This window comes from Metallosphaera javensis (ex Sakai et al. 2022) (genome assembly GCA_021654415.1).
Classification (GTDB): Archaea; Thermoproteota; Thermoprotei_A; order Sulfolobales; family Sulfolobaceae; genus Metallosphaera; species Metallosphaera javensis.
The window spans coordinates 667,167-681,956 of the sequence record AP024487.1; the positions used below are offsets into that span (position 1 = coordinate 667,167).

The following is a 14,790-nucleotide window of genomic DNA, read 5'->3' on the forward strand; positions in this document are numbered from 1 at the left end:
ATCAGTAACTCCACACACTAGATGGTGGGTGTAGATGTTCTGTGAAAGGATCTAGGGAGAAAATGAAATTGCCCGAGGTCCTGGACATACTCATAGGCAGTGAAGGACAGGTAAAGAAAATGAAACATATCCACACAGGTAGATTGCGTTTTGAAGACAGTTACTTCTGCAATATTTTTACTGCCTCCTCCGGTGACGCTCCATCATGAACCAGCTTGGAGACTGCCTGTGCCATCAGATCAGGGTTTTGCGATTGCCAAAGGTTCCTCCCTACTGTGATACCAGAGGCACCAGAGTCCAGCGCATCCCTCAGCATCTTCAGGAACTCCAGATCGTTGGAGGTCTTAGGACCACCCCTTATGAGTATCGGTGCAAAGGAGGCCTCCACTACAGACGCAAACCCATTCTTATCACCCGTGTAGTCCACCTTGAGCAAATCAGGTCCAATCTCCGAGGCTAGCCTGGACACGTACTTCACCGCATTGGTCTCCTTGATGGAGTCCGTTATCTCCTTTCTCACGAAGAGCGGTTCTATGATGAAGGGTAACCCATAGTCCTGAGCCTCCCTCCTCGCCTTGGAGAGCTGTTCCAGGTTGTAACCCTCTATCCTATCATCCCCATATCCGACCACTAAGTAGGTGACCACGGCATCAGCGCCCGCTCTTACTGCCTCCTTGACCTCGTAAACCATAGAGTAATATCCCTGGTCGTACTTTCTGGCATCTCTCCAGACGTTGGCCGTGTCGAGCCTGGCAATCAGCATGGGAGATGACCTGGAGTAAAAGTTTTCCTCCACCGTCCTCAACATTGCTGGGGTCATCTGAAGCGCATCTGGATAGTTACCCATTTTCTTGACGACACTCATGGCGTTCTCAATTCCCCTGAGTGGACCCATAACCAGCCCATGATCCAGGGCAACTACGAAGGCCTTTCCCCTGTGAAATAGTTTTTTCAGTCTAATGTCCAGTCCGCTCATTAACTATTCTTGTCTGGGATCGCTTTAATTTTTACTTGGACTACTGGGGTGCTTACCCCAGTCAAGGGGGAAACAATACATTGGTTGTGTACTGATCTCAATTCCATTTAGCCTGAAGACGTTCTGCTTCTGGCTGGCGAAAGGATTGGTTTCACAACGTCTATCGCTCCGTTTATAATTTGCCTTGAGTATCTATTTAGCGCTAAATTCACGATCACGAACGGGATAAGTGCCAATCCCGCCCTTTCGGCCATGATATACAAGTCCTGCACAAATCTGGAGCCGTGAATTGGAAGAACCGGGTAAAGCATGAAAATCAAGCCTATCACCAGGGAAGATACTACGGGCACGCTCACCTCAAGGAGAGGAACGCGAAAGTTGTATAGCTCCTTGGAACTTTGGAAAGCCGACACACATATCGCCACCGAGTTTATGAGAAGGCCTAGACTCATGGATGCGGAATAGATGGCGGGATCCGTAACGTGAGAGACATAGAGAAACCCCATTAAACCTATCGCCACCCCAGTACCAATCACGGAGAGGGTGGAATTTCGTTTCGCTAATCGCGCTAGATGTCCTTTTAACTCATCTCTAGATTCCACGCTCAGGGTTTGATCTATCATGTAGACGCTCGTGTAAAATATCTGGAAGAACCCTCGTAGTAGGTTTGATATAGAAAGGATAATCAGGGATATGTAGGCAGCTACGTACTCGGGTCTCAGTAAGTAGAGGAGGGGAAGTCCGTCAGCTAGCGCAAGCAAGAGGAACAGGGAGCTGGCAAGCGAGAAGAGCTTAAGGGAGGTCTCTATGACAGAGGGGTCCTTCGTCTCGCTGAGCTTGGGTATGAGTCCGCTGAACGCCCCAGTGGACCATACAACTAGGTTGGAGATTATGAGCGCGGACTCGAAATACGACACCGGCACCGTATTCCTAACGAGAAACACTGCGACCCAAGTTAGGGTAGCCTCAAGAATGTACTGTATGTATGGGATCATGAAAATTACCGATTTCCTGAGGGCCATTAACGCCACGTGAATGTCCCTCCTAAAGTTTGCCTTGACAAAGAACATGTTTATCCCTATTTGCGCAATGTAGCCCAGCATGTAGGCCAGAATAACTGCCTCAATGGATAGTCTGAGGATCAGTAGTCCGTAAACGGCAACTCCAAGCCTGATTAGCTGGAAGGTTAACGAGGCAATTGCGTTGACTCTCGGACCTCTCCCCAACGATATAGCGTTGGTTGCCTTCATGAAGAAGATGGTGAAGATTAGGAGTACCCCTAGATAGAAGTAAGCTGGTTCGTTGTAGTGCGAAATGCTCACGAAATACGGGACAAGAGCTACGTAAATAACCGAGCTGAGTACCGCAGTTATCATGTCTATGAGGAGAATGCCCCCCACAGGTCTGCCCTCAGCAGTGTATCTCGAGGTGATGTTGGAGAGAAGGTCTCCAGGTATCGTGAAGTAACCAGTCACTAACACGAAAATGAATTGCCAGGCTCCAAAGGTCTCTACGGAGACGGCGGAGAGATATCTGGCGACTACAAGGGAAAAGAGAAAGGAAATAGGGGATCCAATCAATCTAAGGGCTAAGCTGAAGATGCCGATCCTCGCTAGGCCTGGCTTTGGTTTACTCAAGTATGGGACACCTTTTTACGTCCCAATAAAAATTGCGGATTAAAGAGTAATCGCAAGTCTCACGATTCAAACATGTCATCTAAGGCCCTGGCCACATCCCTGATTGAGATTATACCCGTGAGCTTACCATCCTGGTTAACCACGGGAAGGTGCCTGATGTTGTAGGTCCTCATAAGGCTAAGAGCCCCTGTAATCGGTGAGTCTTCCCTCACGGTGATGAGCGAGGCCGTCATTATGTCGTCCACCTTATCATCCAATTTATGGTCCTTTCCTATGGCTCTCACCACATCCCTTTCCGTAACTATGCCTATGGGCTTACCCTTTTCCGTTATAATGACCGAACCAACGTTTTTCTCGGTCATTATTTTGGTTATCTGTCTTAATGTTGCACCCTTTTCAACTGATATAACTTCAGTTTTCATGTAATCTTTTACGATCTCTTCCATGTGAACGAATAAAGCTTCACGGATTTAAAATTAAGCCAACAAAGGTTCGAGGTAATGTATTTTGTTGCAAATGTCAATAATTACAATCTAGCTGGAGGAAAAGCGGGGACCAATTTTCCAGTTTATTATACCTTATATGTGAATTCCAGGGCATTGAAGTAATTATCCGGATCTCCCACGTTCAGCCATCTCTCCTTCTCCAGGAGAATCGCATACACTTCCCCGCCCTGTCTGAGAATGTTTGCAATACCGTATGTCAACTCCAGCTCTCCTTCCGTTACGTTTACCTGTTCCAGTGCACTCATGATCTTGGGGGAAAAGATATAAACTGCAGAGATCCCGAGGTCTGATTTTGGCACCTTCGGTTTCTCCTCTGCCTCCTTTACCCTCAGCAACTTATGGCCCATTCTCTCCCCCATCTCATCAGCAGTTACTACACCGTACCTCTGGGGGTTACTTACCTTCCTCACCATGAGTACTGCATCGGGTTCCATTTCCTCAAAGACCCTGGTTGCCTCAACGTATCCTCCCGTCAATACACCATCGTCAGCGTGGACAAAGAAGGGGTCATTCCCCACAAAATCCTTAGCCCTTAGGACCGCATCACCAAACCCCTTCGGAACATTTTGAGTGACGAAGGTGACACCTCTCTCCGCTAGATAATCCACAAGAAGCTTGCCCTGGCTTCCCACAACTATGCACGGCTTATTAACCCCAGCCTCGCCCAGGGAATCCAGAATTAGGTCGATAACAGGTCTCATCACAAATTTCCCGTCCTCCTTCCTGAAGAGGGGAAGGAGAGCCTTGGGCAGAACTGATGTGATATACTTCATTCTACTGCCCTTACCGGCTGCTGTGATTACTGCCTTTTCCACTTTCATGGGAGAAAGGAGATATATCTCAATTTAAACTATATGCTAGGTTTCCCCGGAGTTGAAATTTGACGTGTCTCAGGCTCACTTAGAGCACGGGATTGTTTATCTGTGTACGGGGTTTGGGTCTCATTGAATTTCATGTACTTTGTATTCAATTCTCGACCCTTGGAGTTCACCGAAGTCGCGGATTGAACCGTTCATCCTTCTCACTCCCATTAGGGGGATAACCCCACTCACCTTGCGGTGAGGAAACCTCCACATCCTGAGGTTAAACTTATGCAGAAACCTCCTCATGATGTTAAGTGAAGCATTGAATTGCCTATCAAGGGTGAACCCGCACCTCCCGCACCTGAAGGTCCTGCCAACCGTTCGGGAAACCCATCCACATCTGGGGCAAGACCTGGATGTGAGGTGCGGGTTCACCTCCACCACTCTACAACCGTATAGGGGAGCCTTATACTTCAACACGACAACCAGTTTCCTCCAGACAGTCCTCGAAAGCTTGCGTGATAAGGATTCGCTGGCGTCATCGAACATGCTCTCCTTATTCAACCTCTCGAAGACCAGAACATGATTATTGTATAGCTCAAGAATGAAGTTAGCCAGCTTGTGAACCAAATCGTTAACCCTATTCCTCTCGCGATGAGAGTACCTCCTCATCAGTTTCTTGCCACCCTTCAACTTTCTAGAGGCAACTGACTGTACCTTAGCCCTCTTCATTTGCATGACATACTTCAAGGAGTAAAGTTGCTTTAGAGAGATCGTGATGAATTTCTCGCCATCGTAACCGTCCAAGGAGTACAAGTTAGAATCGAATGCTACAGTTTCAGGTGGCGTGGTTGTTGGTGATTCTTTTCTGAACACTAAGTATACTTTATCCTCCTTGATGACTGGTTCTGTTAACTCCATTCCTTCCACTCTGCTAGAGAACCATCTTCTATCCCAGGAATACGTTATGTACTCGTGTGGTTTCACGGTTATCCTAACGCTCTTACCGAGGACTTTCCTCAACGTGGTTTTCACCCTCACGTAACCCTTCCTCACAAGCGGTGGTTTGAACTTGCTTCTCCCCTTCTCAAATCTCCTCCTCCAGGAGTCAAGGATAGAGTATACGTCGTGAATAGCTTGGTCAACGTAGTGTTTTGCTAATCCTTGCGCATTCTCTTTCATTAGGTCTCTCAATTCCTTGTATATTTCCTTCTTTTTTGGTAGCTCGACTCTTCCATTCTTCACGTTAACTTTGCTGAACACGTACTTTATTCCTTTGTTTAGTAAGTTCACGTAGGCACGAATTAACTCTTTGCTTCTCTCCTCCTCATTTCTTATCGCATACGTTAAATGTATGTATTCTTTTTCTGGCATGAATGTTTTAATTCTTAAGTTCTTCAACACATTTCTTCACCTTTTCATACTTATGACCTCTCGTTCCGCCATAGAACGAGGCTAAGATACTGGTTAAGTCTTCAATTAGTTCCTGTTCTGGATCCTCTTTTTCGAGGACTGTTATCTCGCAACAGTGTGCCCTGCACACCTCCTCAAGTATCTCGAACCCGAATCTCACCAGCCTGTCCTGGTGAGCCACGACTACCTTGCTCACCTCGTTATTCAGCACCATCTTCAGGAGTCTTCGAAATCCTTTTCTCCTCATGTTCAATCCAGATCCCATATCAGTGATAACGAGGTCGTGTTCCGGAACCCTTTCCTTCAAGTAGTTCACTTGATTAACCAGGTCGTTCTCTGCACCTGATGACACCCTAGCGTAAAGTACCACTTTCTTTTTCCTTATTATTCCTGCCAATCTCTCAACGTCCTCTTCTCTAAATCTCATTTTCCCAGATGGCAATCTCTCTGGTTTTATGTACCCCTTTTTCACGTATTCCTGCAATGTTCTGTAGGAGATTCCCAGTCTCTGGCACACTTCCTTGGGCCTCAGCATTGTATCTGATTTGTATACAAAGTATTTAAACTTCACGCTCTAACGGAAACAGTTTTCAACGGCGGATAGGGAATTCATTCTTCTAGCTACAGGTTCAGTATGAGTGAATCGATCTTTTCTTCATTTCCATACCGTCTTGGGCATTATGACGTGTTTAAAACCTTCAAGTCTCTCCTTGTAAGGCAAGAGGTCCTTTATCATAACCTTGGTCTCGTCCCGAATGTTTCTCTTGGGTTTAAATCCCAGAGATGGAAGGACCTTAACTTCAGGGTTATAGTAGTGTTCCTCCGCCTCCACTCTGGGATTCTTTACGTGAGTTATATCAACCTTTAACCCTAACTCTTCCGCAGCGTTCTTCACTATCTCGGCCAGTTGCCTCACGTTGTAAACTTCTGCAAACTGGTTAACAACCCTGTACTCGCCATCCTTGGGTGGATTTTCTATCAAGAGCCTCAATGCCTCCACGCTATCCTCTAGGGAGATGAAACCTCTAGTCTGTTTCCCCTTACCATAGGGTGTGAGGGGTAGACCTAGGACAGCCTCCACACAGTACCTGTTTATCACTGTTCCCCACGTCTCGTCGAAATCAAACCTGGTTCTCAGTTCCTCTTCCGTTATTTCCTCGGTCCTAGTTCCGTAAACAGGCCCCTGCATTATGTCTGTTACGGTAAGGTTGGAAAGCTTACCCTTAAAGAGAATCAGAAAGGTATCGAATATCTTGCTCCAGTGATAGTAGGAGCCACCCCACTTTGGAGTAGGGATAACATCCTCCTTCCCCTGAATGATAGCCTTCACGAATGCTGACTCGGGGATGTCAAAGTTTGGAGTACCGTACTCGCCCATAGTCCCCATCTTGAGAATGTGAATCGATGGGTCTACCTCGCTCACGGCGTAAAGGAGGCTCAGCGTCGATTTCAGGTTATTTTCAAGGGTGTACCAGGCATGCTCATAGTCCTTCATCGAGTATGGTGCCGATCTCTGCTCTGCAAAATGAACTATCACGTCCGGTTTGAAGTCCCTAATGGTCTCCTCGAGCAATACCTTGTCCTTCGCATCGCCCACTATAAACCTGATATCGGCACCTAATTTCCTCCTCACCGCTTCAACCCTTTCCTTTGGGGACGGTAAGGGGAACGCGGAATCGGACCCAACCTCAGCCGAGAATCTTCTTGTGGAGAGGTTGTCAATGCCCGCAACCTCATGCCCCTTGGCCACCAGTCTGAGAGCCAGGGCCCATCCTATGTAGCCGTCAATACCAAGGATTAAAGCCTTCATAAAAACCTATTTGAGGTTAGACTAAAAATTTTCTGACTAGAGACGAAATGAAAAAGAAACTCATTGGTACTTCAGTTTCTCCAGCATCTGTATCCTTTTGGCTGGATGGGGATGATCACTGAAGAAGTCAGCATACCAAGGCACCCTTTCAGTCTTCCAGTAGTTTATAAGTTCATCCACGTTCCCGTATACCTCTTGAGGAGTTGTTGACGTAAAGAACAGCATCTTCATGATGTTATTCTTGTTTCTGTACCTCTCCACTGCTCTGGGATCCACAGTCAGGGTTATCTTGGCTAGAGCTCTCTCTAGGTTATCTGCACCGCCTGGTACTGTCTTGGCTGAATTGAAATCGGCATAGGCCTCTCTCATCCTGTTTATGGCTAGGATGAAGAACTGGAAAATGAAGCTGAGAACCAGAAGGCCTATCCCTATTGCCCAGGCGTAAAGGGATCCGTTTCTCTGTCCCCCTCCTCCACCGAGGAAACCGCTCCACATTAACGAGTATCCAATCCAGTACATTATGGCAGGGATGAGTCCTATGGCCAAGAGGAGCTCCACATCCCTGTGTTTCAGGTGACCAAGTTCATGACCTAGTACAGCTTTGATCTCATCAGGAGTGAGTACCCTCAAAAGGGGAAGAGTTATGGCCACCCTCTTCCCCGCTATTGGGCTTCCGTACGCGAAAGCGTTAGGGAACGGAACATCTGCGATATATACCTTAGGAGTACCAATTTTGTTGTAGAGTGCTACCTCATCCACGAGGTTAACCAACCAGCCATATTGTGGGTCACCCGGGGTCACCTCCTTAGCCCTGTACATGGCGTTTATCAGGTAGGGACCCACAAGCCACTGAATCACGTTTATTATTCCCACCAGAATCAGTGCACCAACTATAATGTAAGGGGTAAACGACCCATACAGGTAACCCAATACTCCGTAGACTAGGGCAAAACCTGCCACTAAAACAGCGAGACTTAGTAGTATCATTCCAAGTTTAAGTTTGATTGAGACTAAGTTCATCTGTATCAAAGTATATGATGCAAAGATGGGATAAAAAAGATTTTCAAGATAACTCTTTACACTGGGAGAGACACTCCTTCGCTCCTTGGATCCGCAACGGCTACGTGCATGTCCTTCTTTGTCTTAAGGGCTTGAACTATTCCCACTTGCGGGGAGAAGGGTTCCAGTTTGGTGGAAGGAGTACCCAGCCTGCTTTCCGCGACAACCTTGTTTCCAGTGAACATGAATCTTGGGGCATTAACGGCCTCATCAATCTCCATCATGTAATCTACGTAATACTCCAGAACTTCCGAGTGAATCTGAGGTCTTAAATCCCCACCTGCACATCCAATGATAAGCTCGTCGTCCTTTCCCTCAGCGTAAAGTATGGAAAGGGTATGAAGCGGGCGCTTTCTTCCCTCTGGCTTATTTCTTCCCTCGGTGAAGTTATCGCCTCGGTTGTTGAACACTATGTCGTTCACCACAATCCCAGATCCGAAGGGCTGGAACAGGCTCTGTATGAAACCCACTCTGTTTTCCTCGTCTGCTACAGTGAAAAACGTCGTATCCCCATCCTGGTTAACCTTAGCCTCCATCCCAACCTCCATGAGCCTTTGAGTGAGGTAATTGTTATCCAGTAGGAAGGCCGGTAATGGATGGAACCTGGGGTCTGCAACGTACTGATCCCTATCCTCGTATGCCAGAGCTGAGATCCTGACGTGCTCGTTCACCCTCTTCACGTCATTGTAGGGCAATTTGTTTATCCCAGTCATCTCAACCATCTTAAGGATCTGCAGGGTTGTGATCCCTTGGGTGTTAGGAGGAAATTCGTAAACCGTATACCCCCTGTAGTTAGTCCTAAGCAACTCCACCTTCTCTGCCTTGAACTCACTGAAGTCCTCCAGCTCCACTGGGACACCCCTTCTTTTAAGTCCATCCACCAGTTCCTCCGCAACTTCCCCTTCGTAAAATGATCTGGGGTCCCTTGCCACTCTTCTTAGTACCTCCCCGACTCCCCTAACCTTTATTCTGTCTCCGAACCTCTTTCCACCGTAAAGTGATTGCCAGTCTTGAGTAAGTCTTTCAGAGTTGACTATGGCATGATGGAGGCCTCTTCCCACGTAAAACCCGTTCACTGCTAGTTTAATTGCCGGTTCCAGAAGTCTGTCAAGGCTCATGGTAGTGTAATCCTCCATGGCATGCCAGAGTTCCACCAGACCTGGAACCACAATTGACCTGGGACTTCTGGGATCTATCTTTTCCTCCCCAATGGCCTTGGGTGCCCATCCCGTGGAGTTTATGGCAATAATACCCTCCGGGGTTTTAGCCAGGAGTAGTCCATCTCCCCCTAACCCACTCGTGTGGGGTATAACTACTGAAAGGGTTGCGCTCACTGCTATGGCTGCGTCAAACGCGTTTCCACCCTGCTCAAGTATCTTTGCTCCCACGTAACTCGCAACGTAATTCTGGGAGGCTACAATTCTCCTACCCGCAGCTGTTGGCATATTTCCTTAATAACATGGCAACAAATAAACCTTAGATATCCTTGAGGATTTCCAAGGACTTTCTAGAGCGAGTGGAGAAGGACAGCTGTCTCCCTTACAGGGACAGCGAGGTTGTCTGCGTTACGGAGGATCTACCAGGGTCAGACGACGCACCGGTACAACTGGAGGTGGACAGGGAGGGAGGGAACGTTCTGCTGAGGCATGTAATACTGGATAGGGAGGACAATCCGCTTTATGTGGAGTATTTCATTGACAGGAACTTCCTAGACAGCATCTCCTCCACCAGGAGTGTGATAGTACTTTTCGTGAATACGGAAGGAGATATAAGGAAAAGGTTTTCCATACCTCTAACCGACGAAGATATACGCCTGATAAGGAGTGAGATGAGAGTTGGAAGTTAGGGAATTACAAAACAGGTTGAGGGAGATGTATTTCGAGAAGGATAAGGAGAGGGGAATTTTCGGTACCTTCACTTGGTTCACCGAAGAGGTGGGCGAACTGGCTGAGGCTCTTCTGCAGGGTGAGAGGGGATCCGTTGAGGAGGAGCTTGCGGACGTGATAGCTTGGGCCATATCAATAGCTAACCTGACGGGTGTTGACGTGGAGGAAGCTTTAAAGAAAAAGTACGGATTGTGACAGCATGAACAGAGAGGAGTTCTTTTCTGCACTGAGGGAAGCGCTCATAGATTCAAGGAAGAGATTCTACAGGAACTTGGTTTTCATAGAAAGACCTGACTACCTGGAGGATTTGAGGCATGTGCTGACTCTTTTCAACGAAACTCAGGGAGGTACGAGGAGGGCTTATGCCTTTCACCCTTGGGCTACCGGGTCCAAGGATAGGTTCGTCGCGGTGAAAGATCTACTGAAGCAGGTGGACGACATAGATTACTCGAGCTCAGAGTATTATCTGGGAAGGACATATGACTTGGTAGTCCTGGATCTTGTGGACAACTTTCAGCCCAACTACGTGGGCAGGCTAACTGATCTAACCAGCGGAGGAGGACTAGTGGTGATGTACACTGACAACCTGACACAGAACAAGATATTTCGAAATTCCATTGCCAGAAAGGGGGTAGTTCACGATTACTATGAACAGAGATTCAGAAGGAAGTTGGCTGAGCACGAGGGTGTGTTCAGGATAGAGTTGAGTTACGAGGCTAAACCCTTCACAGGTGAGGTTAGACTCACCACTGAGAAGAGACCGTTGAGAAGCATGTACTTCCCAAAGGAACTTCATGATCTTTGCCTCACCGACGAGCAGGACAGGGTTCTGGAAGAGTTCAGGATCATGTACAGGGGAGGCAAGAGGATTCTCGTGATAACAGCCCCTAGGGGGAGGGGAAAGAGCGCTGTTACTGGGCTGGGTATTGCGGCTCTGATAGCGGACTCCAATCGCGAAAGAACTAGGGTTGTAATAACTGCCCCTTCTCTCGCCTCAGCATCGCAGATTATGGAGTTCGCAAAGAGGGGTCTTGACGCGCTTCAGGTCCCCAACGAAGCTGAGATGTCTGATGTGGGGATTGTGAGAGCAATCAGGGGTGATAACTTCTCAGTTGTTTACGTTTCCCCAGAGACCGCCGTGGGAGAGGATGGGACTTTTCTAGTTGTGGACGAAGCTGCGGCGATCGGGATAAATCTGCTGGCTCAATATGTCAACAGATGGAGAAAGGTAGTCTTCGTTTCCACAGTTTACGGTTATGAGGGATCAGGAAAGGCCTTTTTACGATACCTCAAGAACATTCTAGAGGAGAGAAAGGCCTGGGCACGTTGGCTAACCATGAGCAAACCCTTGCGCTATGCCGAAGGTGATCCAGTGGAGAAATGGCTCTATGACGCCCTGCTTCTCAACCCTGAACCGGCTAGGCCAAGAAGCCTGGAATCCGTGGAGTTCGTCACGCTAGACAAGGAGAAGCTATTCTCCGACGATGTACAGTTGTCTCAGGCGTATGGTATTCTAGTGTCTGCCCACTATCGTAATAATCCAGACGATCTGATGATCATGGGAGACGGACCCCATCACATCCTGAAGGCCATAAGGGCAGAGGACGGTTTCATCTCAGTCTCCCAGATCTCGGAGGAGGGAAACCTCTCCGACTCCATGATAGATCTGGCCCTTAAGGGAGGGACCTTCGACGGAGATCTAATTCCCGATAGGTTACTGAAACATGTGAGGATAAGAGAGGTGGGAAAGCTTAGTGGTTGGAGAATAGTGAGGATAGCCACGGTCCCAGAACTTCAGGACAAGGGATTTGGAAGTCAGCTCCTCCAAATGATACTTGACGACGCCAGGGCTAAGGGGATTGACTGGGTTGGATCCTCATTCATGGGTGATCCAAAGGTCCTGAGATTCTGGATCAGGAACGGTTTTACCCCCGTTCATGTCTCTCCAAAGAGAAACGAAAAGTTTGGAGATTTTCCAGTAGTGGTTATTTATCCCATATCCGATCTTTCCAAGAGGGTTGTGGGAATAGCCTCCTACGTGTTCAAGGAGAAGCTGTTGAATACCATACATGACGTCTACTTCAACATGACCCCGGACATGGCCATGTTACTTCTACAGGGTAGTAAGGCGCATCAGGACGTAAAGTTGAACAGGGTCCATCTGGCAAAACTGGTGGCATTTCTTCAGGGAACGAGCCCATATGAATCCTCAGCAGATGCGATTCACGTTCTGGTCATGAAGTATTTCTGGGACGGTAAAAGAGATTGGAAACTGGATGACGACTTGGAGAAGGTGCTCTTGGCCAAGGTTCTTCAGGGAATGCCATGGTCGTATCTGAACGTTGTAGTGGGAAAGGGTAGGACCAACTCCACGGAGGCCATACATGAGGCGGTGCAGATTCTCGCAAAAAGATATTATAACTTGGATGAGGAAGGAGAAATTGCGATTTCGTTACCCGATCTGGATGATGAGTTCACAACACGATGAATTGTGATATAATGCATCTCAACTGATCAGGCAACAATGGCTAGGGAGTTGAGAATTATTGCTACCACCGTTAATAGAGAGAAAAGTTGATGGAAACCAATGGACATTCCTGGCTTTTCAGGGTTCTTATTGATTGACCTGTATACCCAGAGGCCAGCACCAATTTCAAGTACTGTGAATAGCAGGGTTAACCAGTAGTGAAGATATATCACAGCGAATACGAATATCACAGCAAGAATCCCATGAATAGCCCACGCCCACTGTATTTTCCCCTGTGGCTTTCTAACTTGGCCTATGGGCCTAGACATTCTTCTCAGTCCCGTCACCACTCCTCCCATGAAGATTACGAAATACAGGAAGTGCGGAGGTATTATAGCCTCTTCAAGGAATTGGATAACGTTTACGTGATAACCTAGCCCTTCCAGAAAGATAAGAAGGTACGTAACGAATGTGGTGTAGGCAGCTATGTCGTGAAGGCCCTGAAATATCGAGGGTAATTTTCCCGCAAGAACGTATAGAGTTGCCATTCCAAGAAGTGCTGTAAATACCACTGCCACAAATCCCACGAGGGTAATGAATGAGGGTGACATTACTAGAAATGCAAGGGATATCAGTCCTACAATGGTTGCGCTGATCCTGTGTAACGCCTCCGGATCTCCCTTCATGGCCACTTGGTGAATATCTCTGGTATAGGGCCACTTGGTACCTAAGGATAGACCATACCCATAACCCTCTACAATACCGCCCAGTACAACAGTCATACCGGCCAAGATTGACGCAACAATTCCTAAAGTGTATAGCATGAGATAGAGTAGAAGCGAGCCGGTAAAATAGTTTAATGAACCAGGAGTTAACAAACTGGCTTAATTAGGGAACTGGGAAGGGTATATCTATTGCTTAACTTGGTGATGTATATATCTTACTCACCTTGCTTACGCGTCTCGCCTACATGAATTGAGTCGTCCTTTCCATTATGCTTTCTACAATAGATTGAAGATATCCACCAAAACGAGACTCCTCAATGAAGGGTATACTCACCACAATCTGGAAAAGTTTTTCCAGTTTCCTAGAAATATTGTATCCCTCGGGAACCTGGTTAATCACCAGACCGAACTTGCTGTAAAACTTATCACTATATTCCAGTGTCACCTTAAGATTCAGCGGATCTGTGACGAAAATTGGTAGGGAATCTATGTCCAATTTTATGATCGGATTATCTGGAATAGCGCACGAAAAGTTATCTATCACCACGTAATCCCATCCCTTGGAGTAAACTTCTTTTAACTTTTCCGATGCCCTCTCCAGGTCCTTAGAGTCAATTCTAAATGGCTTTCTGAAAAGTTTGAGCATACAGAGATTACCATCGCACAGCATGTCATCGGTTATCCACATTTTTCTTCCAAGGCCACAGGTAGGAGTCTTATCCACAATTAGAGTCTTACCGAATCTGGCAAGCTCCCTAGACAGAGATAGAGCCACACTTGTTTTACCGACTCCCTCCTTTACTCCAAGTACGTTTATCTTTATCAACAACACATAAGATTTAATAGAAGTATTAAAACCTTCAAGAGTTAGAGGAGATAATCCCTGTTCAGGTAAATCCAAAGTTTCATCAGGCGATCCTAGCTTAAATCTCTACAGGGATACGACGAAGAAACGTCAAACTGAGCGAAGGAAGAAACGTCAAACTGAGCGAAGCTAAATTATACCCCAAGGCCAAGAAGTTCTTCTTTAAACGAGTCTATTTATTACCTTAAACGAGTTGATGTAGATCGATCAGCATGGACCTGTTTATATCCAAGGTCTGGAAACTTATTGACCTACAGCTCCCACTCGTTGTGACGGATGCAGAAACCTATCTGGTCAGGGAGGGCAATATAACCCAGGAGGACTACGAGAAAATCAAGAATGTTGCTAGATCCATAAAGTCCTCCTATTATTCGGGAGATTTGAATAAACTTAAAACTTCTCTAAAAGAAGCATTAAATCAGTTAAAAAGTATTCAACCCAAAAAACCCTTTCCACCAGAGATGAAGGCAAGGTTTGATGGCGTCATCAAGACCCTGACAGAATTAAACGAGCCACAGCAGGTAACCTCTTAATATAGTCATCTGTTCCTTAACTCTAAACATGATAAAAATGTCCTCCAGGAGGAATGAATATCTTTCTTTTTCCCTTTAAGCCAAATATACTCTTTTTAAGGGATTCACCC

Annotated in this window: 15 protein-coding genes; 4 read left to right on the top strand and 11 right to left on the bottom strand. The window is 46.9% G+C overall.

The features are described from left to right. Positions 1-160: 160 nt before the first annotated feature. The 9 genes from QVC96_RS04105 to QVC96_RS04145 all read right to left on the bottom strand — a co-directional run bounded on the left by QVC96_RS04105 (position 161) and on the right by QVC96_RS04145 (position 9,649). Positions 161-976 carry a class I fructose-bisphosphate aldolase gene (locus QVC96_RS04105; protein WP_287689977.1) on the bottom strand — a complete coding sequence of 272 codons (816 nt, stop codon included), beginning with the start codon at positions 974-976 and terminating at the stop codon, positions 161-163. Positions 977-1,083: 107 nt separating this feature from the next. Then, a complete protein-coding gene (locus QVC96_RS04110) occupies positions 1,084-2,613 on the bottom strand; it encodes a hypothetical protein (RefSeq protein WP_238026740.1) in 1,530 nt (509 codons plus the stop codon). A gap of 59 nt (positions 2,614-2,672) precedes the next feature. Then, positions 2,673-3,059, bottom strand: a complete 387-nt coding sequence (locus QVC96_RS04115; RefSeq protein ID WP_238026741.1) for a CBS domain-containing protein — start codon at positions 3,057-3,059, stop codon at positions 2,673-2,675. A 125-nt stretch (positions 3,060-3,184) separates the two neighbouring features. After that, entirely contained in the window at positions 3,185-3,940 is a 756-nt protein-coding gene (locus QVC96_RS04120) for a nucleotidyltransferase family protein (protein WP_238026742.1), read from the bottom strand. A gap of 120 nt (positions 3,941-4,060) precedes the next feature. After that, on the bottom strand, positions 4,061-5,326 hold the full coding sequence (locus tag QVC96_RS04125; protein ID WP_287689978.1) for a transposase: 1,266 nt from the start codon (positions 5,324-5,326) through the stop codon (positions 4,061-4,063). Next, positions 5,304-5,870 (bottom strand): IS607 family transposase, encoded by a 567-nt coding sequence (locus QVC96_RS04130; protein WP_287689979.1) that lies wholly within the window; start codon positions 5,868-5,870, stop codon positions 5,304-5,306. The genes QVC96_RS04125 and QVC96_RS04130 overlap by 23 nt, the downstream gene beginning before the upstream one ends. 120 nt (positions 5,871-5,990) lie before the next feature. Beyond that, positions 5,991-7,145: a UDP-sulfoquinovose synthase gene (agl3, locus tag QVC96_RS04135; protein ID WP_238026079.1), complete on the bottom strand. Its 1,155-nt coding sequence runs from the start codon at positions 7,143-7,145 to the stop codon at positions 5,991-5,993. A gap of 60 nt (positions 7,146-7,205) precedes the next feature. Beyond that, positions 7,206-8,165, bottom strand: coding sequence for a zinc metalloprotease HtpX (htpX, locus tag QVC96_RS04140; RefSeq protein WP_287690413.1), 960 nt, complete (start codon positions 8,163-8,165; stop codon positions 7,206-7,208). Between the two features lie 56 nt (positions 8,166-8,221). Beyond that, positions 8,222-9,649, bottom strand: a complete 1,428-nt coding sequence (locus QVC96_RS04145; RefSeq protein WP_238026080.1) for a gamma-glutamyltransferase family protein — start codon at positions 9,647-9,649, stop codon at positions 8,222-8,224. Positions 9,650-9,690: 41 nt separating this feature from the next. On the opposite strand from QVC96_RS04145, the gene QVC96_RS04150 reads away from it, so the two are divergent. From QVC96_RS04150 to QVC96_RS04160, 3 genes are read left to right on the top strand one after another with little or no spacing between them, the layout of a single operon-like run. Beyond that, positions 9,691-10,050, top strand: coding sequence for a hypothetical protein (locus tag QVC96_RS04150; RefSeq protein WP_238026082.1), 360 nt, complete (start codon positions 9,691-9,693; stop codon positions 10,048-10,050). Beyond that, positions 10,040-10,285, top strand: a complete 246-nt coding sequence (locus QVC96_RS04155) for a MazG nucleotide pyrophosphohydrolase domain-containing protein (protein ID WP_238026083.1) — start codon at positions 10,040-10,042, stop codon at positions 10,283-10,285. Before QVC96_RS04150 ends, QVC96_RS04155 begins: the two co-directional genes overlap by 11 nt. A gap of 4 nt (positions 10,286-10,289) precedes the next feature. Further along, the gene (locus tag QVC96_RS04160) at positions 10,290-12,578 is read left to right on the top strand and encodes a tRNA(Met) cytidine acetyltransferase TmcA (RefSeq protein WP_238026084.1); all 2,289 of its coding nucleotides are present in this window, start codon (positions 10,290-10,292) and stop codon (positions 12,576-12,578) included. Positions 12,579-12,604: 26 nt separating this feature from the next. Here QVC96_RS04160 and QVC96_RS04165 read toward each other — a convergent pair whose 3' ends face one another. Together QVC96_RS04165 and QVC96_RS04170 are read right to left on the bottom strand one after the other, a co-directional pair. Beyond that, positions 12,605-13,381 carry a cytochrome C oxidase assembly protein gene (locus QVC96_RS04165; protein ID WP_238026085.1) on the bottom strand — a complete coding sequence of 259 codons (777 nt, stop codon included), beginning with the start codon at positions 13,379-13,381 and terminating at the stop codon, positions 12,605-12,607. A 142-nt stretch (positions 13,382-13,523) separates the two neighbouring features. Further along, a complete protein-coding gene (locus QVC96_RS04170; RefSeq protein WP_287689980.1) occupies positions 13,524-14,111 on the bottom strand; it encodes a ParA family protein in 588 nt (195 codons plus the stop codon). Positions 14,112-14,359: 248 nt separating this feature from the next. Between QVC96_RS04170 and QVC96_RS04175 the strand changes: the two genes are divergently transcribed. Beyond that, a complete protein-coding gene (locus QVC96_RS04175) occupies positions 14,360-14,680 on the top strand; it encodes a hypothetical protein (protein ID WP_287689981.1) in 321 nt (106 codons plus the stop codon). The last annotated feature ends 110 nt before the right edge of the window (positions 14,681-14,790 follow it).